Below are 25,757 nucleotides of genomic sequence, written 5' to 3' on the forward strand. Positions count from 1 at the left end.
AAGGGTCCGATATGCCCCACCGTCAGGACATACGCTTTTTGCTGAATGATCGCCCTGTCATCCTGTCCCGTGTCGGGGCGGGCGACATGTTGCTGGATCATCTGCGCCTTGAGCAGCGCCTGCGCGGCACCAAGGAAGGCTGCGCCGAAGGCGATTGCGGGGCCTGCACGGTTCTGGTGGGGCGGCTGGTTGCGGATGGGCTGGAATATGAGCCGGTGAACGCCTGCATCCGCCCGCTGGCGTCATGTGACGGCTGCCATGTCGTGACAATCGAGCATCTGCGCGGGCATGATGGCGCGCTGCATCCGGTGCAACAGGCGATGGTTGACCATCACGGCAGCCAATGCGGGTTTTGCACGCCGGGCTTTGTGATGGCGCTTTATGCCTTATGGATGCGCACCCCCCACCCGTCCGAGCATGATCTGGAACGCGCGCTTCAGGGCAATCTGTGCCGCTGCACAGGCTATGCGCCGATCATCCGCGCAGGGCTGGCAATGGGCGGCTATGGCACATCCGACCCGCTGATGGACGAACGCGCAACCGTCGCGCAAACCCTGCGCGACTGGCATGATGGGGCGCGTGTGGATGTCGCAAAAGATGGCAGCCGCGCCATTCTGCCCGCCAATGTCGATGATCTGGCCCGCGTTCTGGCACAACACCCTGACGCGCGCATTATCGCAGGTGCGACGGATGTGGGGCTTTGGGTGACGAAATTCCTGCGCGATCTGCCCTTGGCCGTGTTCATCGGCCATCTGGACGAACTGCGCCGTGTTGACGAAAGCGACGATGCCCTGCATCTGGGCGCGCTGGTCAGTTACACGCAGGCGCATATGCCGCTGCGCACACATTTCCCGCATATGGCACGCTATTGGGACCGGATCGCAGGCTGGCAGGTGCGCGCCATGGGCACGCTGGGGGGCAATATTGCCAATGGCTCGCCCATCGGGGATACGCCACCGCCCTTCATCGCGCTGGGGGCGCGGCTGGTGCTGCGCCATGGCGATGCGCGGCGCAACATGCCGCTGGAAGATTTCTTTCTGGATTATGGCAAGCAAGACCTGCGGGCGGGTGAATTCATCGAAACTGTCATCCTGCCCAAACCTGCGCCAAACACCCTGCATGCCGCCTACAAGATTTCCAAGCGCAGGGATGAAGATATTTCCGCCGTGGCGGCAGGGTTTGCGCTGACGGTTGAAAATGGCACCATCACCGGCGCGCGCGCGGCCTTTGGCGGGATGGCCGCAACGCCCAAACGCGCGGCCCATGCCGAAGAAGCATTGATAGGCCAGCCGTTTGCGATGGACAGTTTTCAACGCGCCGCCGATGCCCTGCCACAGGATTTCACGCCCCTGTCAGACATGCGCGCAAGCGCGGAATACCGCATGCGGGCCGCGCAAAACCTGTTCATCCGTTTCTGGCTGGACGCAAACGGCACCCCCGCCACGCTGGAGGATGCAGTATGAAGGACACCCCCCGCACAGACGGCGCGACCCATCAAGACCAGAACCATGACAGCGCCATCAAACATGTCACCGGTCGCGCGGAATATACCGATGACATCACCGAACCCGCAGATTGCCTGCATGCCTATATCGGCACGGCAGGCATTGCGCATGGCACCATTGCGTCCCTTGATCTGGACGCAGTGCGCACCGCGCCCGGTGTCGTGGCCGTGCTGACCGCAGATGACATACCGGGGCGCAACGACATTTCGCCCAACGGGCTGAACGACGAACCGGTTTTCACCACCGGGCTGGTTCAGTTCCATGGCCAGCCCGCATTTGCCGTGGTGGCCACAACCCGCGATCTTGCGCGGCGCGCGTGCCGCTTGGCAAAGTTTGAATATGCCCCCCTGCCCCATGCCTGCGATATTGATACAGCAGAACACGCCGCCTATCCCGATGTGACAGCGCCGCTGACACTGGAACGCGGGCAGGCTGGCCCTGCACTGGATGCCAGCCCGCACCGCATCAAGGGCCGCATGCGCGTGGGCGGGCAGGATCACATGTATCTGGAAGGGCAGATCGCGCTGGCCATCCCCGGCGAAGATGACGAGGTGTCGCTGTTCGCCTCCACCCAGCACCCGAGCGAGGCGCAGCACATGGTCGCCCATGCGCTTGGTGTGCGCGCAAATGCCGTAGTGATCAACGTGCGGCGCATGGGCGGGGGCTTTGGCGGCAAGGAAACGCAGATGAACCTGTTTTGCGTCATTGCCGCGCTGGCCGCAAAACAACTGGGCCGTGCCGTGAAGCTGCGCCCTGACCGTGATCAGGATATGGAAATCACCGGCAAGCGCCATGACTTCCGCATTGATTATGACGTGGGCTTTGACGATCAGGGCCGCATTCTGGCCGTTGACGGGGTGTTTGCGGCGCGCTGTGGCTGGTCGTCCGACCTGTCCGGCCCCGTGACAGACCGCGCGCTGTTTCATGCCGATAATGCCTATTACTACCCCGATGTGCGCCTGAAATCCCGCCCGATCAAGACCAACACCGTCAGCAACACGGCCTTTCGCGGCTTTGGTGGCCCGCAAGGCGTGATTGCAGCCGAACGCATGATTGAAGAAATCGCCTATGCGTTGGGCCGTGACACGCTGGAGATACGCCGCGCGAATTTCTACCGCGACGGCGCGGATGTGACCCCCTATCACCAGACGGTCGAGGACAACATCCTGACGCGGCTGGTGGACGAGTTGGAGCAATCGTCCGACTATCAGGCGCGGCGGCGCGCGGTGCTGGACTGGAACGCCAAGGGCGGCATCATCCGCAAGGGCATTGCGCTGACGCCGGTAAAGTTCGGCATCAGTTTTACCGCGACATGGTATAATCAGGCGGGCGCGCTGGTGCATGTCTATAATGACGGGTCCATCCATCTGAACCACGGCGGCACCGAAATGGGACAGGGGCTTTACACCAAGGTAGCCCAGGTGGTGGCCGAAGCGTTTGGCGTTGATATATCCCGCATCAAGATCACCAAAACCACGACCGAAAAGGTGCCCAACACATCGGCCACAGCCGCCAGCAGCGGGTCGGACCTGAACGGCATGGCCGCGCTGAATGCCTGCGAACAGATCAAGGCGCGGCTGGTGGAATTTGCGGCAACGCACTGGGGCGTGCCCGCCGAAGCCGTGCAGTTCCTGCCCGATCATGTGGCAGTGGGCGGGCAGGAAATCCCCTTTGATGATCTGATCAAGGCGGCTTATATAGCGCGTATCCAGTTGTCGGCAGCGGGGTTTTACAAGACGCCGGAAATTCACTGGGACCGCGCCAAGGGGCGGGGCCAGCCCTTCTATTATTTCGCCTATGGCGCGGCCTGTGCGGAGGTCAGCATTGACACATTAACCGGCGAAACCCGCGTGGACCGCGCCGATGTGCTGCATGATGTGGGCCGGTCGCTGAACCCCGCGCTGGATCTGGGGCAGGTTGAAGGCGCGTTTGTGCAGGGCATGGGGTGGCTTACATCGGAAGAACTGGTCTGGGATGACAAGGGCCGCTTGCGCACGCATGCACCGTCCACATACAAAATACCGCTGGCGTCTGACCGGCCACGCATTTTCAATGTCCGACTGGCCGATTGGTCGGAAAACGTGAAACCCACAATCAAACGGTCCAAAGCGGTGGGCGAGCCGCCCTTCATGCTGCCGATTTCAGTGTTTGAAGCCATCGGCATGGCCGTGGCATCGGTCGCGGATTACCGCGAATGCCCTCGCCTTGATGCGCCCGCCACGCCCGAACGCGTGTTGATGGCGGTCGAACGGTTGCGGGCAGGCTTATGAACGGCGCCCACAACATCCTAAGCGGCCCCGCCGCTGTGATCCATGCCCGCATTTCCCGCGTGCACGGGTCCAGCCCGCGCGAAACAGGGGCCGAGATGTTCATCACCGCGCAGGGCATGGCGGGCACGATCGGCGGCGGGCAGGCGGAATGGCAGGCACTGGCGCGCGCGCGCGACATGCTGGCCAAGGGCACATTGCGCGACACGCTTGATATCGCCCTTGGGCCGGAAATCGGCCAATGCTGCGGCGGGCGGATTTTGATAGAGCTTGTGCGCCTTGGCGACAGCGCGCGCGCGGCCCATCTTGCGCGCCTGCAAGGGGCCGTGCGCCCGCATGTGCTGATACTGGGCGCGGGTCATGTGGGCCGCGCTTTGGCACGGATCATGATCACGCTTCCCTGCCGCACGCTTCTGATCGACACCCGCGCCGCCGAATTGCGGCAGGCCCCCGACGGTGTGGAAACCTGCCTGACCCCCCTGCCCGAAGCGGAAATTGCCACAACCCCGCCCGCCAGCGCATTCATTGTCGCGACCCATGACCACGGCTTGGATTTCCTGCTGACGCTGGCCGCGCTGCGCCGCAAGGATGCCGCCTATGTCGGGCTGATCGGGTCTGCCACCAAACGCGCGCGGTTTGACCGTTTCGCGCGTGACCACGGCACCGGCACCGACACGGCGGCGCTGATCTGCCCCATTGGTGCGGCGGGCCTTGGCGACAAGCGCCCCGAAGTTATTGCGCTGATGACGGCGCAGGAAGTCATTTCGGCATTGGGGCGCGCAACCCCGGCGCAGGCCGGTGCCTGTGCCGTATCTTCGTGAAAGCCATCCCATGACCCTAACCCTGATCCGCGCGCGGTTGCTAAGTTTCCTGCGCGAACCCCACAGCCCCGATGACACGACCAGTTTTCGCTATATCGACGATGGCGCCTTGCTGATCGAGGGGGGCATGATCCGCGCCATGGGCGAATTCAGCCAGATCAACACCCCCGATGCGACAGTGATCGACCACCGCCCGCATCTGGTCATGCCCGGTTTCATCGACACGCATCTGCATTTTCCGCAAACACAAGTGATCGGCTGTTGGGCTGCGGAACTGCTGGACTGGCTGAATGACTACACCTTTCCCGAAGAAACCCGCTACAATGACCCTGCGCTGTGCGCACGCATGGCCAGCGCCTTTCTGGACCGGCTGGCAGATCACGGCACAACAACGGCTGTGGCCTATGCGTCCGTGCACGCGGCGTCTGCTGATGCGCTGTTCGCCGAGGCGTTGAGCCGAGACATGCGGCTGATTACTGGCAAGGTGATGATGGACCGCAACGCGCCCGGGTCCTTACGCGACACGGCCCAATCGGGCTATGATGACACCAAGGCCCTGATTGCGCGCTGGCACGGCAGGGGGCGGCTGTCCTATGCAATTACCCCGCGTTTTGCCATCACATCCACCCCCGACCAGTTGGCTGCGGCGCAGGCATTGGCGGTTGAGCACCCCGATTGCTATATCCAGACCCATCTTAGCGAAAACCACGCTGAAATCGCGCTGTCATGCCAGCTTTACCCCGATGCGGTGGATTATACCGACATTTACGCCCGCTACGGGTTGCTGGGAACAAAATCCCTGCTGGGGCATGCGATTCACTTGTCTGACCGTGAAATAGGTGTCTTGGCGGAAGCAGGGGCAAAACCTGTCTTTTGCCCGACATCCAACCTGTTTCTGGGCAGTGGTTTGTTTGACGACGCAAAATTGCGCGCGGCGGGGCTGGTGAATGCGATTGCCACTGATATCGGCGGTGGCACAAGCTATTCCATGCTGCAAACCCTGGCCGAAGGCTACAAGGTGCTGCAACTGCAACGCCAGCGCCTGCACCCGTTTCGTGCCTTTCACTGGATCACCCGCGGCAACGCGGTGGCCCTTGGGCTGGAGCATTGCATCGGCACGCTGGACGCGGGCACCGAAGCTGATTTCGTTATCCTGAACGCCCGCGCAACCCCTGCCATGGCCCAGCGCATGGACCGCGCGCGGGGTCTGGCGGATGAATTGTTCACCTTGCAGGTGATGGGCGATGACCGCGCGGTTGTGCAAACCTATATCGCGGGAACGCCGCAAAAGGCCTGCTGATACGCGCCGCAAGTCCTTTGGGTATGAAGTGACCAGCTTTTCATGCCGTGTTCTTTTTGCCTGTGGGTTTTGGCCTTTTGCTGCCGTTGATGCCATGGACATAGCCCGCGCCAGCGGTGGGCCGGGGTCTGCCGATCCGACGCCAGTGAAGTTCACTTTATGCAGGCGGCATACTCCTGACTTCAAAGGATTGAATCACCATCAGCCAAATCGGCAGGCCGCGGGACGGCCCGCCGATGGCGCGGCGGCCTGCGGCCTTTGCTCCGCGCCTTGGGGCGTCCCCTTCAGGCCAGCAACCCCGAACTGACAGGACCAAACACCAGCAGCGTCAGCGCGGCGACATATGCAACCAATAACTGTAATCGCCGGTTTGTGGCGCGGTATCTGTGCCCGAATCCGGCAATGCGCGCGACGGCATGGCCTGTTGCAGAACTCGCTTCAGCCGTCGCAGGGCAACAGGTTTGGTCATCACCATCATGCCCGCTGCCTGTGCGCGCTGCGCAAGGTCCTGACTGTGGTTGGCGGTGATCAGGATTGCAGGAATTGTGCCATACCGGCTGCGCAACTGTGCCACAACCTCGATCCCGTCCTCGCCGTTGTCCAGCAAGAAATCTGCCAGAATAATATCAGGGGAAACACCAAGTTCGGCCACCTGCTGATCGGCTTGTGCAAGGTTTGCGGCCTCCAGCGGGCTTGCGCCCCAATGTTCCAGAACTTCCATCATCGCAGCCCGCACACCTGCGTCATTTTCAACCACAAGCACCAGCAGATCATCCAGCGGGCTGCGCGCCGCATCCGGCCCGGTGGCCGCGTCGGCCAGCGTGGGCACGGCCATGTCGGACCGTGGCACGGTCAGCGAAAACACCGTGCCCTTGCCCATGGTTGAACGCAATTCCAGCGGATGGCCCAGCAGCGCACTGGCTTGTTCCACAATCGCAAGGCCCAACCCCATACCCGTGCACGCACTTGGCGCAAGGCGGGTGAATTCCTGAAAGATCTCGGATTGTTTGTCAGGGGGAATTCCCGGGCCTGTGTCCCACACCTGCAACCGCAATGTTGCGCCTTGATTGCGCACCCCCACAACAACCCTGCCCGTTGATGTGTAGCGGATGGCGTTGGACAAAAGGTTTTGCAAGATGCGTTTCAGATAGACCGCATCGCTGTGGACAACCGCGCTGCTGGGCACGACCACCAGTCGCAGCCCTTTTGCCTGCGCAATCGGGGTGAATTCCTCTCGCAGCCTGTCCAGCAACTGGCCAAGGGCAATGGGTTCGGGCTTGGCACGGGCTGCACCGATATCAAATTTGGAAATATCCAGAAGCGCGCCCAATATCTGCTCGACACTGCCAAAGGCACTGCGAATGCGTTCTGTCAGACGCGCCTGCCCCGCGTCCAGCGGGGTCGTGGACAGGGAGCCAAGAAACAGCTTGGCCGCATTCAGCGGTTGCAACAGATCATGGCTGGCAGATGCCACGAAACGCGATTTCGATGTATTGGCGCGTTCTGCCAGATCGCGCGCGGATTCAAGTTCCAATGTGCGTTCGCGCACCCGGGCTTCCAGCGTTTCATTCAACCTGTGTAATTCGGCGATGGCACCGCGTTCCTTGGTCATGTCGGTCAGCGACATCACGAAACCACGGTCGGGCATCGCTTGCGCCGACAGATGCAGGATGGTTCCGTCATCTTGGGTAATTTCCAGTGACAAGGGCGGGCGGTGCGGCGGTCCCTGCACCCATTGCATCAGCATTTGGGGCACGCGCCCCTGCCCCAGTTGGCGGCGGCGCGCCAGATCATCCAGAATGCTGGCAAAGGGCGTCCCGATGGCCAGCAATTCCACCGGCGGCAGGAACATGTCACGCAAGCGCCGGTTCCAGCCCGCAAGTCGTGCCTTGGCGTCAAACATGGCCACGCCCTGATCAATATGGTCCAGGGTCGCGCGCACCATCTGCGCCTGTTCGTCCAGCAGTTTGGCGCGTTCTTCGCGTTCATTGCGCACCATGGCCGTCACATCGGTCTGGGTCACGGCTGTGCCACCGGACGGCATGCGCTGTTCACTGACCTGTAGCCATTGGTCATCGCGCAGCGGCACAATAAAATTCACATTCTTGCGCCGGTGGCTTTCCAGCCGCTGGGCCACCCAGGCGGCGCGCGTCTGGCCATCGGGCAAATGCAGATAGGGGCTTTCGGACACCAGCCGCACATAATCGCGAAAACTAAGCCCCGCGCCAATGCGCCTGCGCAAATCGGGCAGGCCCGCACAAAAACGCGAATTCCACATGACCAGCATGTCCTGCGCATCGAATAATGCAAACCCTTCGCGCATGGCTTCCAGCGCGTCGGTCAGGATATTGCGCGCGCGCACGGCCATGCGTTCCGCCTGTGACAGGCGCGAATTGGCGATGCGCAGCTTGTCCAGCGTTTCGGCCAGATCGCGCGTGCGGCTGCGCACCTGCTGCTCCAGCGCCACGACGTGCTGCAACTGGCCCACGGGCCGGCTGGGCGATTGCCCGCGTTCGGACCGGTCCATAAGGGCGGCGACGATAGCGCGCAGGCGCAGGTTTTCCTCGTCCGGTGTCAGACCGGGTGGCAAGAAGTCCTTATGCATCATTCCCCCCACTGGTCACGGCAAACACTGTATCGGGTTCAGGTTGCGGCGGGTAGAAAGCAAGCCCCGTGAAGGTCTGGTTCACATGCATCAGATTGAACTGCTCGCCATAGGTGTTGAACCCTGCCACCTGATAGCGGTCCAGAACAGTGCTGATGCGGGCGCGATTCTGGGTATTCTCTGCCTCCAGTCTGCGCAGGATGCAGTCACAGGCCAGAATTGCGGGCAGCGGCCCATCACCTGCCAACCCCGCAAGCTGGCTGTCCAGATGCGCGACCAGATCGACGCTTGTGGCAAGGCGCAGCACCAGCCCCGATTCCACCGCCGAAAAAAAGCGCAGCGTGCCATCGGGTTCCACACGCTGGATGGCCAGCACATGATGATCCTTGCCGATCTTGGACACCACCGGATTGGCCGCGAATATGAACGGCGACAGCTGTTGCGGGTCCTTGCCCAGAAGCCGCGCATATTCCGGCCCTGCGGGCATACCGTTGATCTGGCGCACCAGCCTTTGTTCGGGGTCGGCATCGGTCACCACCATGCGCAGTTCGGTGGGTTCCAGATGATCGAAACGAAACGCCGTCACCGTGCAGGGTGTGCGCAGCACGGCCAGCACCGCAGCATCCGTCATGAACCGCCCCTGATGCAACACATGGGTCTGGCCAAACCGCAAACCGTCGCCTGCCGACCCGCCGACAAGCGGCGACTGGCTAAGCGCTTGCGACAAGGCCCAGACCAGATGATCCTCCATCATCGACAGCCCGTCGGTCAGCAGGAATGCCACTTCATTGGACCAGTCGGCGGTCGAGAATGTCAACTCGGCGCGCAATTCAAATGCCAGATCGCGCGCTTGTTCGGGCCTGAAGCTGCGCAACCCCTCGATATGGCCCACGGCCACACGAAACAGATCGCGCGGCAGGCCGATCGCGACAATATGCCCGTCCAGATACCCGCCACTGCCGATTTCGCCCGCAGTCGTGCAGCCGATGACCGGCAGTCTGGACGGCAACCCCATCAGCGCACCCTCGACACTGCGCAAATCATGCCCGTCGCCCACAAACAAAATCACCAGCGCCAGATCAGCCGGGGTCAGGGCTGCCAGTATGTCGGACATGGCCTGCGCTGTATCCTTGGCCCCTGACTGCGCATGTTTGAATATTGCAGCATTGCTGTGCATTGGCTGCCCCCCTTCCCCCAAGGTCCACGCGCGCCGCCGCCCATTGCGCTTTGTGTCAGGACATGCCACCATCGCGCAAGATCGACGCGAAAGACGCAGAATTGGCGATGCGCACGGCCTGTGTCCGGCTTTGTGCGCCCATTTTGCGCAATATCGCCGTGACATGGGCCTTGACCGTGGTTTCACTGATCGACAATTCGAACGCAATTTGCTTGTTCAGATACCCTTCGCAAACCAGCGCCAGAATCCTGCCCTGCTGCGGCGTCAGGGTGGCCAGCTTGTCAACCACGGCCTGTTCACCACTGCCATCAGTGCCGGTTGGCGGGGCGTAACTTTCAGGGGTATACGTCCCGCCCTGCATGACCTGACGAATGGCCGCGACAAACCCTTCGCGGGGGCTGTGCTTGGGCACGAAACCCGCAGCACCGGCTTGCAGCACGGCGGTTACAATCCGGTCATCAGCCATGGACGACACCACCACCACCGGCACACCGGGAACCGCGTTGCGCAGCCGCATCAACCCGTCCAGACCGGCCACATCAGGCAGGTTCAGGTCCAGCAAAATGGCATCCGGTTCCATTCCGCTGCGCAGGTCTTCAAGCGCCTGACCCAGCGAACTGGTGGCATGGATACGGGTAACGGCCAGCGTTTCTGTCAATGTCATTTGCAGGGCTTCGCAAAACAGCGGGTGATCGTCGATGATCATGATCATGTCGGTATCTTTGCCTGCGGCTGCCCCGATGGTGATCATTCTGGCTCTCATTGTTTACCCGTCATTTCGTCCCATCCGCACTTATAGCGCATTTCGACCGGAAAGTGTGCCCCCTCTTAAGTCCTATGGTGCAAGGGGCTGCATCAGACGGATATCAGGTCGCCAACAGTGCCACCACGCGACGCAGCGCCAGTTGATAGCCAAGCGTCCCGCAGCCTGCGATAACCCCGTCAGCGCGCGCACTGACATAAGAATGATGGCGGAAGGTCTCGCGCTTGTGGATGTTGGAAATATGAACTTCCATCACTGGCCCGTCAAAGGTGTTCAGCGCATCCAGAATGGCCACGGATGTATGCGAATAGGCCCCCGGGTTGATGATGATGGCGCGCGCCGCATCGCGGGCGGTATGGATCATATCCACGATTTCGCCTTCGTGGTTGGACTGGAACAGCGCCGCCTCGACGCCCATTTCCTGCGCCAGCGCCGCACAATCACGCGCCACATCGTCAAGGGTTTCGTGGCCGTAGATTTCGGGTTGGCGGCGCCCCAGAAGGTTCAGGTTCGGGCCGTTCAGTATATGGATCATCGGAAGCGGCATCATCTATCCTTTCGCAACTGGCCCCCTTAGTGCCACAGCCCTGCCTGTGCGAAAAGTGCCAAGATGCAGCGCGTGCCGGTTGTGCGGACAGTTTGGCACATAAAAACGCGCGCGGGCATTTCATTCGCGGCAGGTTCGGCTTACATCTGGGCGAAGTTTCATCAACCGACCAAAGGCCAGATATGTCCAGCACCCCCCTGACCGATGCCCTGTCGCCTGTGACACAGGCCCTTCTTGCCGCCGCGCGGGCGGCGGGCGCTGATGCCGCCGACGCCATCGCCATCGAGGGGCGCTCGGTGTCCATCGACGTGCGCAAGGGCGGGCTGGAACAGGCAGAACGCGCCGAAGGGCTGGATATCGGGTTGCGCGTGTTCATCGGTCAGCGTCAGGCGTGCATTTCATCGTCGGATACGCGGCCTGAGACCTTGCAGGCCATGGCCAGCCGCGCCGTTGCCATGGCGCGCGAAGCCCCCGAAGACCCCTATGCCGGACTGGCCGACCCTGACCAGCTGGCAGATTTGCGCAGCGCCGACGGGCTGGAGTTGTTCGATCCCAGCCCCGAGCCTGACCCCGCAGCGCTGGAAGAGGACGCGCGCCGCGCCGAAGCGGCGGCACTGGCCGTCAAGGGCGTGACACAGGTGCAATCTGCATCCGCCGCGTATGGCCAGCAGGCCGTGTGGATGGCGGCCAGTAACGGGTTTGAAGGGGGCTATGCGCGCAGTTCGCGCCACATGTCCTGCGTGGCCATCAGCGGCGAAGGCACCGGCATGGAACGCGACTGGTGCGGCGAGGGGCGCATTTTTCAGGCGGACCTGCCCAGCGCCGAGTATGTCGGCAACCTTGCCGCAGAACGCACCATTGCGCGGGCAGGCGCGCGCAGGCCCAAAACCGGCACATATCCGGTGCTGTATGATGAACGCATCGCCTCCAGCCTGATCGGGCATTTGCTGGGCGCAATCAATGGCAGCGCCATTTCACGCGGATCAAGCTGGTTGCGCGATGCGATGGGCACACCCGTTCTGCCCGATGGCATTTCCCTGCATGAAGACCCGCTGCGCATTCGCCGGTCCGGCAGCCGCCCGTTCGACGCAGAAGGGCTGGCCAGCCGCAAAAAGGCACTTGTGCAAGATGGTGTCCTGCAATCATGGGTTCTGGATCTGGCAAGCGCGCGCAAACTGGGGCTGGACAGCACGGCAAACGCAGTGCGCGGCACATCCGCGCCCCCCAGCCCGTCAACATCCAATGTGATTTTGACGCAGGGCACCAAGACACATGCCGAATTGATCGCTGACATGGGAACAGGGCTTCTTGTCACATCGCTGATCGGGTCCACCATCAACCCCAACACGGGCGATTATTCGCGCGGGGCCAGCGGGTTCTGGGTAGAAAACGGCAAAATCGCCTATCCGGTGAATGAATGCACCATTGCGGGCAATCTACGCGACATGCTGCGCCGGATCATTCCGGCCAATGACGCACAGGACCACCTGTCCAGCGTCGTGCCCTCGCTTCTGGTGGAAGGGATGATGCTTGCTGGCGAATGATGATCTGAACCTGCTGATACGCGCCGCGCAGGATGCCGGGCAGATCGCACTGCGCCACCTGAAGGCGGGACCAACAGTCTGGCAAAAGCCCGACGGGCAAGGGCCGGTGACAGATGCCGATCTTGAAATAGACCGGATGCTGCACAACGTCCTGCGGGCGGCGCGCCCCGATTACGGGTGGCTGTCCGAAGAAACCCGCGACACGCCCGACAGGCTGGCGCATGACCGTGTTTTCATCATCGACCCGATTGACGGCACCCGCGCCTTCGCACAGGGGCAGCAGGGTTTTGCACATGCCCTTGCCGTGGTCGAGCATGGCCTGCCCACCGCCGCAGTCGTGCATCTGCCGGTGCCGAATCTGACCTATTATGCCGCGCGCGGACAGGGGGCATTCCTGAACGGGCGCGCCATCAGTGCCGCAGACCGGCGCGCGGTGACAGGCGCGCGCGTGCTGGCCCCCAAGTCACAATTCACGCCCGACCTGTGGCAAGGGGGCGTGCCCCTGATCGCACCGCATTTTCGTTCGTCACTGGCATGGCGCATGGCGCTGGTTGCCGAAGGGCAATTCGATGCAATGCTGTCCCTGCGCCCGACATGGCATTGGGATATTGTCGCAGGCGCGTTGCTGATCGCAGAAGCTGGCGGCAAGGTCAGCGACGGGGCGGGACATAACCTGCTGTTCAACACCCGATCCCCGCGTTCGGACGGAATAATCGCAGCCGGCGCAGTCATGCACGACGCGTTGATCGATCTGCGCAAGCCCCAACGCGCAGGCTAATGGCGCGATTGCGCATATAACCCATGCGCAAAACGCGTCCCACTTGCGCAAACAGCAAAAGGCGCGCACAAATTATTGCTTTTTTAAAGCCCGCATGGTGAAAAGCGCCTGTCCCTGTATGCGAAATCCACAAGAATGGTGGGCGACGTCCCACACTGAAAGGAAATGCCATGAAAAAACGCCTGCATCTGGTTTTCGGCGGCGAATTGACAGACCCGCGCGGCACGGAATTCGTTGACACTGACGCAATTGATATTGTTGGCCTGTTTCCGGATTATGCCTCCGCACATGCTGCATGGAAGAACGCCGCCCAGCGCACCGTTGACAGCGCCGAAACACGCTATTTCATCGCCCATCTGCACCGCCTGATCGAAGAAAGCGACGAAACCAGCCCGACACGCACACTGGAAGGCTGATAGACGGCACACCCATGCAGCATTCTGCGTCTGAACGGCTATATCTGCTGTGGCACCACCGCGCGGGCAAGTCCCCCGGCGCGGCACCCGTGCCACATCTGGACGGCCCTGTTATCTGGCTGCATGCTGACAACCAGCATGCGGTCGGACAACTTGATGCATTGTCAGAGGCCCTGATGCACCAGCAGGCGCAGCAGGGCAAGCATGTGTCGGTGTTGCTAAGCTATGTCGCGGGGTTGCAGCCACCGGCGGAAATACCCGGCCGCGCGGCGCTGGCGATCGCGGCGGACCGCGTGGAGACTATCACGGAAATCATGTCCCGACTGGCCCCAGTCACCGTTCTGGTCGCCGTGCAACGGCTGCCTGTCGCAATAATCAGCATTGCGGCGGCCGCCGGGGCGAAGATCTTGATTGCCGATATGGACAGCCCCCGTTTTCCGGGATTCTGGGGGCATATTCCGGGCTTGTCCGCAAATCTGATGGGGCGTGTTCACCGTGTCTTTCTGTCCACGCCCGCACAACGCACGGGCTGGGCAAAAGCGGGCGTTGCCACTGACAGAATGCTTCTGTCCGGCCCGCTGAATGATGCGCCCATGGCCCTTGGGTGTAATGAGGCGGAACGCGATGCACTGGCCCAAAGCTTTCGTCAGCGAACTGTCTGGCTGGCCATCGGGGTGCCTGAAATCGAAGAAGCGACGATTGTTGCCGCCCATCGCGCGGCCCTGCGCGATTCCCACCGTGTTGCGCTGATCCTGCACCCGCTGGACCCGATGCGCGGCACAACGCTGAAGGCGGAACTTACCCCGAAATTCAACACGGCGCTGCGGTCGGTCGATGACCAGATCACACCCGACACCCAAGTTTATATTGTCGATACCGAAGGCGAACGCGGGCTTTGGTATCGGCTGGCTGTCGCTTGCTATATCGGCGGCAGCCTTGACAAGACCGGCGCAACGGTCACGCCCATGGAAGCGGCGGGTTTGGGTTGCGCTATCGTGCACGGGCGCGAAACCGGACAGTTTGGTGATGCGTTCCAGCGCCTGACCAGTGCCAGGGCCACAAGCCGCATTCAGCGCGCCGAGGCCCTGGGTCAGGCGATTTGTTCCGCCCTGCGCCCCGATCAGGCCGCACAAATGGCCCATCAGGGATGGCAGGTTGTGTCGGAAGGGGCAGAAACCGCCGATATGATCATCGCCACCCTTCTGGAAACACTCGACTCCGCAGGGGCGGCCTGATGCGCCCGCCCGCATTCTGGCATGCGCCCCCGGACAAGCCCGCCGCGCTTGCGCGCCTGCTGGCACCCCTTGGGGCGGTTTACGCGGCGGGGACGGCGCGCCGCGTGGCCCGCGCGCCGCAATGGCAAGCGCCGGTGCCAGTAATCTGTGTCGGCAATCTGAACATCGGCGGCACCGGCAAGACGCCGACGGTGATTGCCATTGTCCAGAAGCTGCAAGCGCTTGGGTGCACGCCGCATGTCATTTCGCGCGGCTACGGGGGGCGTCTGGAAGGGCCTGTTCAGGTCCGCGAAGGTCAGCACAGCGCCGCCCATGTGGGCGATGAACCGCTGCTGCTGGCGGCCTTTACCCCTGTCTGGGTTGCGCGCGACCGTGCGGCAGGGGCGCGCGCCGCAGTGGATGCGGGCGCGCAGGTGCTGGTTATGGATGACGGGTTTCAAAACCCCTCCCTGTCCAAGGATATGGCGATTGTCGTGGTTGACGCGGCCACAGGTTTCGGCAACGGGCGCGTTATTCCGGCAGGCCCCTTGCGCGAACCCGTGGCGGCGGGGCTGGCGCGTGCAGATCTGGTCATGTCCATCGGGGGCAGCGCCGCGCAGCGCCAGTTCGCCACCCGTTGGGGCGCGCAGATAACATGCCCGCATATGACCGCGCGGCTGGACCCGCTGCAAATGGGCATGACATGGCAGGGACTGCGGGTTCTGGCCTTCGCAGGCATCGGGCATCCGGAAAAATTCTTTGTGACACTGCGTCACGAAGGCGCGGAAATCCTGCGCGCCGAAGCGCTGAGCGATCACCAACCCCTGTCCGAAGGGTTGATGAAACGGCTTGAGCTGGAAGCGACCGCCTTGGGGGCGCAACTGGTCACCACCGAAAAAGATGCAGTGCGCCTGCCTCATAGCTTCCGGCGCAAGGTTCTGACCTTGCCGGTGCGGTTGCAGTTTGAGGATGCGGGCAGGTTGGATGCGGCGCTTCAGGCCCTGACGCACAGCTGACGCCCCCCATTAATCCACCGGAACCCAACGGAATTTCTTGCGTTTGTTACATGGATTTCCTATGCGGGCTGCTTATGTCACTGCACAAGAAGGGTGGGACAATTCATGCCGGATCAAGTGTTTCAGACCTACGGGATTCACCGTTGGGGGGCGGGGATGTTTGCCCCTCTGGAGAATGGGGATCTGGGCATCGTCAACCCTGCACGTCCTGATGCGCCCGCGATCAGCCTGCGGGAACTGCTGAACAACCTTGATGCGCGCGGCGTGCAGACACCCGTTCTGGTGCGTGTGGGTGCCTTTTTGCGCAGGCAACTTGAATCCCTGAACGATGCATTCGCGCAGGCCATTGCCGCAAACGGGTATCAGGCCCCCTATCGGGGCGTTTTTCCCATCAAGGTAAACCAACAGGCCGAAGTGATTGACCGTATCGTTGATTACGGGCGCCCTTATACATTCGGGCTGGAAGCGGGGTCCAAGCCCGAATTGATTCTGGCCCTGTCGCGGGATTTGCCGAAAGATGCGCTGCTGATCTGCAATGGCATCAAGGACGCCGAATTCATCCGCCTTGGCATTCTGGCGCGCAAGGCGGGCATCAACTGCGTTCTGGTCATCGAAAGCCCCGCCGAAGCGGACACTGTCATCGCAGAAGCCAAGCGTCTGGGCGAAAAGCCCGCATTGGGCGTGCGCATCAAGCTGACACGCAGGGTCAGCGGTAACTGGGCCGACAGTTCCGGCGACCGGTCCACCTTCGGGCTGACCACCAAGGAAGTGGTGGACCTGATCGACAAATTGCGCGGCGAAGACATGCTGGATTGTCTGGTGTTGCAACATTCGCATCTGGGGTCACAAGTGCCACAGATGCTGGATATTCGACAGGCCGTTGATGAAGCCTGCCGGTTCTATACAGAATTGCGCCGCCTTGGCGTGCCGCTGACCTATCTGGATCTGGGCGGCGGACTTGGCATCGACTACACCGGCGAGGCGCGCGCGTCTGACAATTCGGTCAATTACACATTGGAAGAATACTGCGCCAATATCGTTGAAACCGTCAAATACCAGATGGATGAAGCCGACGTGCCGCATCCCACGCTGGTCACCGAATCCGGCCGTGCGATTGTGGCCTATTCGTCAATGCTGCTGTCCGACATTCTGGAAGCCAGCTATTTCGACCGCTCTGCGCCGATCACACCGGAAGAAGACGATCATCACATGCTGTCGGATATGGCCGCGATTGTGGGCTATCTGTCACCGCGTCGCATGCAGGAATGCCTGAACGATGCCGAATATTACCGCGAAGAATTGCGCGCCCTGTTCCGCCGCGGCGTCATCGGGATTGAAGAAGTCGCGCGCGCCGAACAGATTTTCCTGTATGTCGTGGGCCGCATCAAGGATCTGGTCGCGCAAACGCCCGATGTGCCGCAGGAAGTGCTTGAAGAACTGTCCGCGCATCGCGACATTTACCGTGCGAATTTCAGCCTGTTCCAGTCCTTGCCAGATGTCTGGGCGATTGACCAGTTGGTGCCCATTGCGCCCTTGCAGCGCCTGAACGAGGTGCCGACCCGCCGCGCCGTATTGTCAGACATCACCTGCGACAGTGACGGCAAGATTGACCAGTTTGTTCTGGGCGACGGCATTGGAAACGCGCTGCCCGTCCATGAACTGCGCCCCAATGAACGCTATTTCATCGGCATTTTCCTTGTTGGCGCATATCAGGAAACGCTGGGCGATCTGCACAACCTGTTTGGCGATACCAATGTCGTGACAGTGGATTTCAATGAAGATGGCGTGCTGGAATTGCAGCACGAAGTCGAAGGCGACACAGTGGCCGAAGTGATGGCCTATGTCGAATATGAACCCAAACAATGCCTTGATGCATTCAAGCGCATCGTTGAACGGGGGGTGCGCAATGGCACGCTGAACCCGTCGCAGCGGCGCATGCTGATGGAAACCTATCGCCATGCCATCAACGGCTACACCTATTACGAACATGAGGAGCATACCCATGGCTGACAACAAGGACGTTCTGGTCATCGGCGCTGGTGGCGTCGCATCTGTTACCCTGCATAAAATGGCAATGAACCGCGACCTGTTTCCGGGCCGTATTGCTGTGGCCAGCCGCACGCTGTCCAAATGCGACGCGATTGCCGCATCCATCAAGGCGCGCACGGGGCAGGTGATCGAAACCTATCAGGTCGATGCCGATGACGTGGCCCAGACAGTTGCCCTGATTGAAACCGTGAAACCCGCGCTTCTGGTCAATCTGGCGCTGCCCTATCAGGATCTGGCCCTGATGGAGGCTTGCCTGAAAACCGGCGTGCATTATCTGGACACCGCCAATTATGAACCACCCGAGGAAGCGAAGTTTGAATATTCGCACCAGTGGAAACTGCATGACCAGTTTAAACAAGCGGGGCTTATGGCCACGCTGGGCGTTGGTTTTGACCCCGGTGTGACCAGCATTTTCGCCACATATGTGCGCAAGCACCACCTGTCAGGCATTCGCCAGATCGACATTCTGGATTGCAATGGCGGCGATCACGGCCATCCGTTTGCCACCAATTTCAACCCCGAAATCAACATCCGCGAAGTGACCGCCGAAGTAAAGCATTGGGAAAATGGCGGCTGGGTCACCAGCCCGCCCATGTCCGCCAAAGTGCCGTTCGATTTTGAAGCGGTCGGCGAAAAGAACATGTATCTGATGTATCACGAGGAACTGGAATCCCTTGTGACCCATTTCCCCGAAATCGAACGCGCGCGCTTCTGGATGACCTTTGGTGATGCCTATATCAATCATGTCACCGTATTGCAGAATGTGGGCATGACGGGCATTGACCCTGTGGAGTATAACGGCCAGCAAGTCATCCCGCTGCAATTCCTGAAAGCCGTGCTGCCCAACCCCGGGGACTTGGGCGAACGCACCAAGGGCAAGACCAATATCGGTGACATCATCACTGGCCCTGCCAAGGACGGGTCGGGCGAAAAGACCGTCTATATCTACAATATCTGCGACCATGAAGAATGCTTCCGCGAAGTGGGGTCGCAAGCGGTCAGCTACACGACCGGCGTGCCCGCCATGATTGGCGCGGCATTGATGCTGAATGGCACATGGTCGGGCGCGGGCGTGTTCAACACCGAACAGCTGGACCCCGATCCGTTCATGGAACTGCTGAACCAGCACGGCTTGCCGTGGCAGGTTGTCGAATTGTCAGGGCCGGTTGATTTCTGATGGCGATGCAGACCCATGCGGGCGATCCGGGCGCGTTTCGGGGGTTTGACCTGACACGCGTTCCGTCCCCCTGTTTCGTGGTGGACGAGGCGCGGCTGGAGCAGAACCTTCAGGTTCTGGCCGATATTCAGGCGCGCTCCGGCGCGACGGTTTTATGCGCGTTAAAGGCGTTTTCGATGTGGTCGCTGGCCCCCTTAGTCAGCCGCTACCTGTCGGGCGTTTGCGCGTCCGGCCTGTGGGAAGCACGCCTTGGGCGCGAGCATTACGGCGGGATCGTGGAAACCTATTCAGCGGGCTACAAGCCCGATGAAATGGGTGAAATCATTGCGCTGTCGGACCATATCATCTTCAACACCCCTGCCGCGAAAGACCGCTTTTTGCCGATGATCAAGGGCGCAGGCAAAGATGTGCATGTCGGCCTGCGCTTCAACCCCGGCTTGCCGCTGGGCGACGACGCAAAGTATGACCCCGCAGCACCCGGATCACGCCTTGGCACGCCGCTGGACCAAATCGACGCAAGCGCGCTAGACGGCGTGGACGGGTTGCATATGCACACCCTTTGCGAACAGGATCTGGACCCGCTGCTGGCCATCTGGGACCATATCGCACCGCGCATCCGCGCGCTTGCCCCGCATCTGAAATGGATCAATTTCGGCGGCGGCCACCACATTACCCGCGCCGATTATGACCGCGAGGGGCTGATTGCATTCCTGCACCGCGTGAGGGATGAGACAGGCTTGCACTGCTATCTTGAACCGGGCGAAGCGGTGGCGCTGGATTGCGGCATTCTGGTGGGCGAAGTGCTGGACATTGTCGAAAATGACGGCCCGAACGCCATTGTGGATATTTCCGCCACCTGCCACATGCCTGACGTGATCGAGGCCCCCTACCGACCCGCACTGCTGGGCGAAGGGGGCGACGTGCATGTGCGGCTTGGCGGGCCAAGCTGTCTGGCGGGTGATGTGATCGGGCGCTATGCGTTTGATAGAATGCCCGACATCGGCGCACGCATCGCATTTCTGGATCAGGCGCATTATTCGATGGTGAAAACCACCACCTTCAACGGTGTGCGCCTGCCGTCCCTTGCCATCTGGAACAGCACAACTGACGCGCTGCGCATTGTGCGCCAGTTCGATTACACCGACTTCAAAGGCCGCCTGTCATGATCTTCCTGAATTCCGAATTGTCCGTCACTGAACGCAGCCCCAATGCGCGCTTTCATGTCGTGCCAATGCCGCTGGAAAAAACCGTGTCCTACGGGTCTGGCACGGCTGATGGGCCTGCCGCGCTGATCACTGCATCGGACCAGTTGGAACGCCTGTGGCGCGGGGTTGAACCCTGCACGGCAGGAATTTGCACAACGCCGCCCATCGACTGCACCGGACCACTGGACACAGCACTGTCTGCCCTTGCCACCCGCACCGAGGGGATTGCACGCGCGGGGCAGGTTCCCGTTACGCTGGGGGGGGAACACAGCCTGACATGGGCCGCCGTCATGGGCGTAAAACGCGCGCTGGACCGCCCCATCGGCATTATCCAGATCGACGCACATGCAGACCTGCGCCGCGCCTATCAGGGGTTTCGCCATTCCCATGCATCCGTGATGCAACTGCTGACCGAGGAAGAAGGCCTGCCACTTGCGCAATATGGCGTGCGCGCCCTGTGTGCCGAAGAAGTGGACTGCCGCGCGCGCAACAACGTTATTTTCATTGATGCGGAAGAACTGGTCACAGGCAATATTCACGATGTCACCCTGCCCGCTGATTTCCCCGAAGATGTCTATGTCACGTTCGATGTGGACGGACTGGATGCGGCCATCATGCCCGCCACCGGCACGCCCGTTCCCGGCGGTCTGGGGTATTATCAATCGCTTGCGCTGGTGCGCTCTGCCCTGAAGGGGCGGCGCTGCGTGGGCCTTGATGTGGTTGAACTGGCCCCCATTGATGGCGCGGATGTCTGGGACTTTACAGCGGCGCAACTGACTTATGCCCTGATCGGGATTGTGCTGCAAAACGAACAGGCCTGACGCCGCCCGCCCCCCCATTCCGGGGGCTGTAGGGTGATGAGCGTTACAAACGCTAAATATTGTGTCTTGGGCGTGACAATCCCGCCTGAACTGCCTATAACTGTGGCAGTCTAACAAGGATTTTCCTACATGTCTGCTGATGCCGTGAAGCGCGAAGAATATGGCGCCGATTCGATCAAGGTTCTCAAGGGGTTGGATGCCGTGCGCAAACGCCCCGGCATGTATATTGGTGACACCGATGACGGGTCTGGCCTGCATCATATGGTCTATGAGGTCGTCGATAACGGCATTGATGAAGCATTGGCGGGCCACGCAGATTTTGTGACCGTTACCATCCATGCTGACAATTCCGTGTCGGTCATGGATAACGGGCGCGGCATTCCCACCGATATTCACACCGAAGAAGGCGTTTCCGCCGCCGAGGTCATCATGACCCAGCTGCACGCGGGCGGCAAATTCGACAGCAATTCCTACAAAGTGTCGGGTGGCTTGCACGGTGTGGGGGTTTCGGTTGTGAACGCCCTGTCGGATTGGCTGGAACTGCGCGTGTGGCGCGCAGGCAAGGAACATATCGCGCGCTTTGAACGCGGGGACACAGTGCGCCATCTGGAAGTCGTGGGCGATGCGGGCAATAAAACCGGCACCGAAGTTCGGTTTCTGGCATCGCTCGACACGTTTTCGAACCTTGAATACAGCTTCAAGACGCTTGAGAACCGACTGCGCGAACTGGCCTTTCTGAATTCCGGCGTGCGCATCATTCTGGAAGATCACCGCCCCGCGGAAATGCTGCGATCGGAACTGTTTTATGAAGGCGGCGTGCGCGAATTTGTCCGCCATCTGGACCGCTCCAAATCGCCTGTTATGCCTGAACCCATCTACATTCAGGGCGAACGCGACGATATCGGTGTTGAAGTGGCGATGTGGTGGAATGACAGCTACCATGAAACAGTGCTGCCCTTTACCAACAACATCCCGCAACGCGATGGCGGCAGCCATATGGCGGGGTTTCGTGGCGCGCTGACACGCACAATCAACGCCTATGCGCAGTCCAGCGGCATCGCCAAGAAGGAAAAGATCAGCTTCACTGGTGATGATGCCCGCGAAGGGCTGACCTGTGTGCTGTCGGTCAAAGTGCCGGACCCCAAATTCTCCAGCCAGACCAAAGACAAGCTGGTGTCCAGCGAAGTGCGCCCCGCCGTTGAATCGCTGGTCAATGAAAAGCTGGCCGAATGGTTCGAAGAAAACCCTGCGCATGCCAGATCCATCGTCGGCAAGATCATCGAAGCCGCCGTTGCCCGCGAAGCGGCGCGCAAGGCGCGCGACCTGACACGGCGCAAGACCGCGCTGGACGTGGCCAGCCTGCCGGGCAAACTGGCCGATTGTCAGGAACGCGACCCCTCCAAATCGGAATTGTTTCTGGTCGAGGGGGACTCGGCCGGTGGGTCCGCGAAACAGGGCCGAAGCCGCCAGAATCAGGCGGTGCTGCCACTGCGCGGGAAAATCCTGAACGTGGAACGCGCGCGCTTTGACCGGATGCTCGGATCGCAGGAAATCGGCACGCTGATTACAGCACTTGGCACCGGGATCGGCCGCGACGAATTCGACATCGCAAAACTGCGCTATCACAAGATCATCATCATGACCGATGCGGATGTCGATGGCGCGCATATCCGCACGCTGTTGCTGACCTTCTTCTTCCGGCAAATGCCCGAACTGATCGAAGGCGGGTATCTGTATATTGCCGAACCACCCTTGTTCAAAGTGGCCCGCGGCAAGTCTGAAGTCTATCTGAAAGACAAGCCCGCGCTGGAAGATTACCTGATCGAACAAGGTGTCGATGGCGTCATATTGCGGCTGGCCACGGGCGAGGAAATCACCGGGCAGGATCTGGCGCGCGTGGTAACCGAAGCGCGTGTCGTGCGCCGGTCGCTGGCGGCATTTCCCACGCATTACCCGCAGCATATTCTGGAACAGGCCACGATTGCCGGTGCACTGCTGGCCGAAGCGCTGGCCAGCCACCCGCAGGAACTGGCCGACACGGTGGCCAGCCGTCTGGACCTGATCGCCGCCGAATACGAGCGCGGCTGGCAGGGACGCCCCACGCAGGATGGCGGTTTGCGCCTGTCGCGCGTCTTGCGCGGCGTGGAAGAAGTGCGCAGGCTGGATGGTGGCGTGCTGCGCTCGGGCGAGGCCCGCAGGCTGGCCACGCACACACAAACGCTTCAGGACATCTACAGCCAGCCCGCGGAACTGGTGCGCCGTGACCGCAAGCAGAAAATCTATGGCCCCGTCGACCTGCTGGATGCAATTCTGGCCGAAGGTGAAAAAGGGCTATCGCTGCAACGCTACAAGGGCCTTGGCGAAATGAACCCAAACCAGTTGTGGGAAACCACGCTGGACCCCGAAGCGCGCACCCTGTTGCAGGTCAAGGTTGATGATCTGGCCGAAGCGGATGACATTTTCACCAAACTGATGGGCGATGTGGTGGAACCCCGCCGCGAATTTATCCAGCGCAACGCCCTGAGCGTGGAAAACCTTGACGCATAGGGCCTATGCCTGACTGAACTATGCAGCACAAAGAAAACAGGGGGCATTCTTGCCCCCTGTTTTCATGTTCACAACACATCCGGCCTTCAGGACCGCATCGCTTGCAGCGCATCTTTCAGGTTAACCGCCCCGATCACCTTGCCAGTCTTGTCCGATACCGCAAGCCGCTGGCCCGGCGCATCCACAAGCTGGGACAGCGCATCTTCCAGCAACGTGGTCCCTGACAGGACGGCCCCGCCTTCTGGCGCTTGTCCGGATGCCAGACTCCCCAGACGAATGACCCGCCCGCGATTGATATCCTTGATGAAATCACGGATGTAGTCGTCGGCAGGTTGCAAAACGATCTCTTGCGCATCGCCTTGTTGCACCATCGCCCCGTCCCGCAATATGGCAATATTGTCGCCAAGGCGCAGGGCTTCATCAAGATCATGGGTGATAAAGATGATCGTCTTGTGCAGTTCGTTTTGCAATTCCAGCAAGATTGACTGCATGTCATAGCGGATCAAGGGATCAAGCGCAGAAAACGCTTCATCCATCAGCAGGATTTCCGCATCTGTGGCCAGCGCACGGGCCAGACCCACACGTTGCTGCATGCCGCCTGACAGTTGCGCGGGGTAGTGGTCTTCATACCCGCTTAGACCCACACGGTCGATCCAGTGACGGGCACGTTTGCTGGAATCTGCATCGCTTTTACCCTGGACGACCAGACCATACGCCACATTCTCGATGATCCTGCGATGGGGCAGCAGCCCGAATTTCTGAAACACCATCGATGCCTTGAAGCGCCGCAAATCCTGCAACTGGCTGGCCGACATGGTCAGCACATCTTCACCGTCTATCAGAATTTCACCCGCTGTCGGTTCGATCAGGCGGTTGATATGGCGTATCAATGTCGATTTGCCCGAACCCGACAGGCCCATAACCACCTGTATCTGCTTTTCCGGAATATCCAGCGACACATCCTGAATGCCCAGAACATGGTTATGCTGATCCAGCAAATCGGTCTTGGACAAGCCAGCCTTGACCAGCGGCAGCACCTTTTGGGGTGCCCTGCCGAAGATTTTATACAGGTTGCGGATGCGAACCTTGGCATCAATCCCAGTGGCATCAGTCATGGCCATGCCCCTTGCGGTGGGCCTGCAACCGCTTGCCATAGGTTTGCGACACACGGTCGAAAATGATGGCCAGCGCAACAATCGCCAGCCCGTTCATGACGCCCAGCGCCAGATACTGGTTGGAAATGGCCCGCAACACCGGCACGCCCAACCCCTGCACGCCGATCATGGATGCAATCACCACCATCGCCAGCGCCATCATGATAGTCTGGTTCACGCCCGCAAAAATATTGGGCAAGGCCAGTGGCACCTGCACCCCCCACAGTTTTTGACGCGGCGAGGCACCAAAGGCATCAGCCGCTTCCAGAATATCCTTGTCCACCAGCCGGATACCCAGATTGGTCAGGCGCACAATCGGCGGAATGGCATAGATGCACACCGCAATCAGCCCCGGCACCTTGCCAATGCCCAGCAACATGACAACGGGGATCAGATACACAAAGGACGGGATGGTTTGCATCACATCCAGAACCGGCGTGATGGTGGCCTGCATCCTGTCGGACCGCGCCATCAGAATGCCCACAGGAATGCCAATCGCGATACACAGGAATGTTGCCACTGAAATAATCGCCAGTGTCGACATGGTATCGTCCCACATGCCGAAATAGCCGATCACCACAAAGGCCAGCACAGACGCTGCGGTAATTTTCCAGCTGCGCGCCCCCGCATAGCACAGGCCCCCGATCACAAGCAGGATGACCGGCCAGGGCGTGGCCAGCAACAGGTTCTCAAACCAGACCAGAAACCGCAACAACGGATGAAAGAAGCTTTCAAGCGTTTCCGCCCAACTGCGCGTGAAGTCACGAAACGACCCGTCAATGGACCGGCGCAACGACGCCAGTTCCGCGCGCGACAATGACGGAAATTCCCTGAAAAATTCCATTTATCTG

Annotated in this window: 20 protein-coding genes; 14 read left to right on the forward strand and 6 right to left on the reverse strand. The window is 60.7% G+C overall.

The features are described from left to right. Positions 1-11: 11 nt before the first annotated feature. The 4 genes from xdhA to guaD are packed head-to-tail and all read left to right on the forward strand — an operon-like array spanning position 12 to position 5,893. Positions 12-1,463 (forward strand): xanthine dehydrogenase small subunit, encoded by a 1,452-nt coding sequence (gene xdhA / locus P8S53_RS15650; protein ID WP_306417954.1) that lies wholly within the window; start codon positions 12-14, stop codon positions 1,461-1,463. Further along, a complete protein-coding gene (gene xdhB / locus P8S53_RS15655; RefSeq protein ID WP_277804909.1) occupies positions 1,460-3,775 on the forward strand; it encodes a xanthine dehydrogenase molybdopterin binding subunit in 2,316 nt (771 codons plus the stop codon). The genes xdhA and xdhB overlap by 4 nt, the downstream gene beginning before the upstream one ends. Continuing rightward, entirely contained in the window at positions 3,772-4,593 is an 822-nt protein-coding gene (xdhC, locus tag P8S53_RS15660) for a xanthine dehydrogenase accessory protein XdhC (protein WP_277804910.1), read from the forward strand. The genes xdhB and xdhC overlap by 4 nt, the downstream gene beginning before the upstream one ends. 10 nt (positions 4,594-4,603) lie before the next feature. Beyond that, the gene (gene guaD, locus P8S53_RS15665) at positions 4,604-5,893 is read left to right on the forward strand and encodes a guanine deaminase (RefSeq protein ID WP_277804911.1); all 1,290 of its coding nucleotides are present in this window, start codon (positions 4,604-4,606) and stop codon (positions 5,891-5,893) included. Between the two features lie 328 nt (positions 5,894-6,221). Here guaD and P8S53_RS15670 read toward each other — a convergent pair whose 3' ends face one another. The 4 genes from P8S53_RS15670 to aroQ all read right to left on the reverse strand — a co-directional run bounded on the left by P8S53_RS15670 (position 6,222) and on the right by aroQ (position 10,985). Beyond that, the gene (locus P8S53_RS15670; RefSeq protein ID WP_277804912.1) at positions 6,222-8,501 is read right to left on the reverse strand and encodes a PAS-domain containing protein; all 2,280 of its coding nucleotides are present in this window, start codon (positions 8,499-8,501) and stop codon (positions 6,222-6,224) included. Then, the gene (locus P8S53_RS15675) at positions 8,491-9,675 is read right to left on the reverse strand and encodes an FIST N-terminal domain-containing protein (RefSeq protein ID WP_277804913.1); all 1,185 of its coding nucleotides are present in this window, start codon (positions 9,673-9,675) and stop codon (positions 8,491-8,493) included. Before P8S53_RS15675 ends, P8S53_RS15670 begins: the two co-directional genes overlap by 11 nt. Before the next feature lie 55 nt (positions 9,676-9,730). Next, positions 9,731-10,426: a response regulator transcription factor gene (locus tag P8S53_RS15680; protein WP_277804914.1), complete on the reverse strand. Its 696-nt coding sequence runs from the start codon at positions 10,424-10,426 to the stop codon at positions 9,731-9,733. A 115-nt stretch (positions 10,427-10,541) separates the two neighbouring features. After that, positions 10,542-10,985 carry a type II 3-dehydroquinate dehydratase gene (gene aroQ / locus P8S53_RS15685; RefSeq protein ID WP_306417955.1) on the reverse strand — a complete coding sequence of 148 codons (444 nt, stop codon included), beginning with the start codon at positions 10,983-10,985 and terminating at the stop codon, positions 10,542-10,544. 182 nt (positions 10,986-11,167) lie between these two features. Between aroQ and P8S53_RS15690 the strand changes: the two genes are divergently transcribed. The 10 genes from P8S53_RS15690 (at position 11,168) to gyrB (ending at position 23,752) form a co-directional block, all read left to right on the forward strand. Beyond that, a complete protein-coding gene (locus tag P8S53_RS15690; protein ID WP_277804916.1) occupies positions 11,168-12,529 on the forward strand; it encodes a TldD/PmbA family protein in 1,362 nt (453 codons plus the stop codon). Beyond that, positions 12,516-13,307, forward strand: a complete 792-nt coding sequence (locus P8S53_RS15695) for a 3'(2'),5'-bisphosphate nucleotidase CysQ (protein WP_277804917.1) — start codon at positions 12,516-12,518, stop codon at positions 13,305-13,307. Before P8S53_RS15690 ends, P8S53_RS15695 begins: the two co-directional genes overlap by 14 nt. Before the next feature lie 170 nt (positions 13,308-13,477). Next, positions 13,478-13,723, forward strand: a complete 246-nt coding sequence (locus P8S53_RS15700) for a DUF4170 domain-containing protein (protein ID WP_277804918.1) — start codon at positions 13,478-13,480, stop codon at positions 13,721-13,723. Between the two features lie 14 nt (positions 13,724-13,737). Continuing rightward, on the forward strand, positions 13,738-14,958 hold the full coding sequence (locus P8S53_RS15705) for a 3-deoxy-D-manno-octulosonic acid transferase (RefSeq protein ID WP_277804919.1): 1,221 nt from the start codon (positions 13,738-13,740) through the stop codon (positions 14,956-14,958). After that, positions 14,958-15,953, forward strand: coding sequence for a tetraacyldisaccharide 4'-kinase (lpxK, locus tag P8S53_RS15710; protein WP_277804920.1), 996 nt, complete (start codon positions 14,958-14,960; stop codon positions 15,951-15,953). Before P8S53_RS15705 ends, lpxK begins: the two co-directional genes overlap by 1 nt. Positions 15,954-16,058: 105 nt before the next feature. Beyond that, positions 16,059-17,963 carry a biosynthetic arginine decarboxylase gene (gene speA / locus P8S53_RS15715; protein ID WP_277804921.1) on the forward strand — a complete coding sequence of 635 codons (1,905 nt, stop codon included), beginning with the start codon at positions 16,059-16,061 and terminating at the stop codon, positions 17,961-17,963. Next, complete coding sequence (locus P8S53_RS15720) at positions 17,956-19,179, forward strand: saccharopine dehydrogenase family protein (protein ID WP_277804922.1); 1,224 nt, start codon at positions 17,956-17,958, stop codon at positions 19,177-19,179. Before speA ends, P8S53_RS15720 begins: the two co-directional genes overlap by 8 nt. Further along, entirely contained in the window at positions 19,179-20,345 is a 1,167-nt protein-coding gene (locus P8S53_RS15725) for a carboxynorspermidine decarboxylase (RefSeq protein WP_277804923.1), read from the forward strand. Before P8S53_RS15720 ends, P8S53_RS15725 begins: the two co-directional genes overlap by 1 nt. Next, positions 20,342-21,205: an agmatinase gene (gene speB, locus P8S53_RS15730; RefSeq protein ID WP_277804924.1), complete on the forward strand. Its 864-nt coding sequence runs from the start codon at positions 20,342-20,344 to the stop codon at positions 21,203-21,205. The genes P8S53_RS15725 and speB overlap by 4 nt, the downstream gene beginning before the upstream one ends. A gap of 129 nt (positions 21,206-21,334) precedes the next feature. Beyond that, the gene (gyrB, locus tag P8S53_RS15735) at positions 21,335-23,752 is read left to right on the forward strand and encodes a DNA topoisomerase (ATP-hydrolyzing) subunit B (protein ID WP_277804925.1); all 2,418 of its coding nucleotides are present in this window, start codon (positions 21,335-21,337) and stop codon (positions 23,750-23,752) included. An 86-nt stretch (positions 23,753-23,838) separates the two neighbouring features. Here the strand turns inward: gyrB and P8S53_RS15740 are convergent, their stop codons facing one another. Beyond that, the gene (locus tag P8S53_RS15740) at positions 23,839-24,867 is read right to left on the reverse strand and encodes a glycine betaine/L-proline ABC transporter ATP-binding protein (protein WP_277804926.1); all 1,029 of its coding nucleotides are present in this window, start codon (positions 24,865-24,867) and stop codon (positions 23,839-23,841) included. Further along, the gene (locus tag P8S53_RS15745) at positions 24,860-25,750 is read right to left on the reverse strand and encodes a proline/glycine betaine ABC transporter permease (RefSeq protein ID WP_277804927.1); all 891 of its coding nucleotides are present in this window, start codon (positions 25,748-25,750) and stop codon (positions 24,860-24,862) included. The genes P8S53_RS15740 and P8S53_RS15745 overlap by 8 nt, the downstream gene beginning before the upstream one ends. Positions 25,751-25,757 lie beyond the last annotated feature (7 nt).

Source organism: Roseinatronobacter sp. S2, from assembly GCF_029581395.1.
Classification (GTDB): domain Bacteria; phylum Pseudomonadota; class Alphaproteobacteria; order Rhodobacterales; family Rhodobacteraceae; genus Roseinatronobacter.

Coding starts and splice junctions, on each gene's coding strand:
- aroQ (WP_306417955.1), bottom strand. CDS start 10,985: ATGCCGCTTCCGATGATCCATATACTGAACGGCCCGAACCTGAACCTT.
- speB (WP_277804924.1), top strand. CDS start 20,342: ATGATCTTCCTGAATTCCGAATTGTCCGTCACTGAACGCAGCCCCAAT.
- xdhB (WP_277804909.1), top strand. CDS start 1,460: ATGAAGGACACCCCCCGCACAGACGGCGCGACCCATCAAGACCAGAAC.
- guaD (WP_277804911.1), top strand. CDS start 4,604: ATGACCCTAACCCTGATCCGCGCGCGGTTGCTAAGTTTCCTGCGCGAA.
- P8S53_RS15675 (WP_277804913.1), bottom strand. CDS start 9,675: ATGCACAGCAATGCTGCAATATTCAAACATGCGCAGTCAGGGGCCAAG.
- P8S53_RS15745 (WP_277804927.1), bottom strand. CDS start 25,750: ATGGAATTTTTCAGGGAATTTCCGTCATTGTCGCGCGCGGAACTGGCG.
- P8S53_RS15670 (WP_277804912.1), bottom strand. CDS start 8,501: ATGATGCATAAGGACTTCTTGCCACCCGGTCTGACACCGGACGAGGAA.
- P8S53_RS15740 (WP_277804926.1), bottom strand. CDS start 24,867: ATGACTGATGCCACTGGGATTGATGCCAAGGTTCGCATCCGCAACCTG.
- P8S53_RS15720 (WP_277804922.1), top strand. CDS start 17,956: ATGGCTGACAACAAGGACGTTCTGGTCATCGGCGCTGGTGGCGTCGCA.
- xdhC (WP_277804910.1), top strand. CDS start 3,772: ATGAACGGCGCCCACAACATCCTAAGCGGCCCCGCCGCTGTGATCCAT.
- gyrB (WP_277804925.1), top strand. CDS start 21,335: ATGTCTGCTGATGCCGTGAAGCGCGAAGAATATGGCGCCGATTCGATC.
- lpxK (WP_277804920.1), top strand. CDS start 14,958: ATGCGCCCGCCCGCATTCTGGCATGCGCCCCCGGACAAGCCCGCCGCG.
- xdhA (WP_306417954.1), top strand. CDS start 12: ATGCCCCACCGTCAGGACATACGCTTTTTGCTGAATGATCGCCCTGTC.
- P8S53_RS15725 (WP_277804923.1), top strand. CDS start 19,179: ATGGCGATGCAGACCCATGCGGGCGATCCGGGCGCGTTTCGGGGGTTT.
- P8S53_RS15700 (WP_277804918.1), top strand. CDS start 13,478: ATGAAAAAACGCCTGCATCTGGTTTTCGGCGGCGAATTGACAGACCCG.
- P8S53_RS15690 (WP_277804916.1), top strand. CDS start 11,168: ATGTCCAGCACCCCCCTGACCGATGCCCTGTCGCCTGTGACACAGGCC.
- P8S53_RS15680 (WP_277804914.1), bottom strand. CDS start 10,426: ATGATCACCATCGGGGCAGCCGCAGGCAAAGATACCGACATGATCATG.
- P8S53_RS15705 (WP_277804919.1), top strand. CDS start 13,738: ATGCAGCATTCTGCGTCTGAACGGCTATATCTGCTGTGGCACCACCGC.
- speA (WP_277804921.1), top strand. CDS start 16,059: ATGCCGGATCAAGTGTTTCAGACCTACGGGATTCACCGTTGGGGGGCG.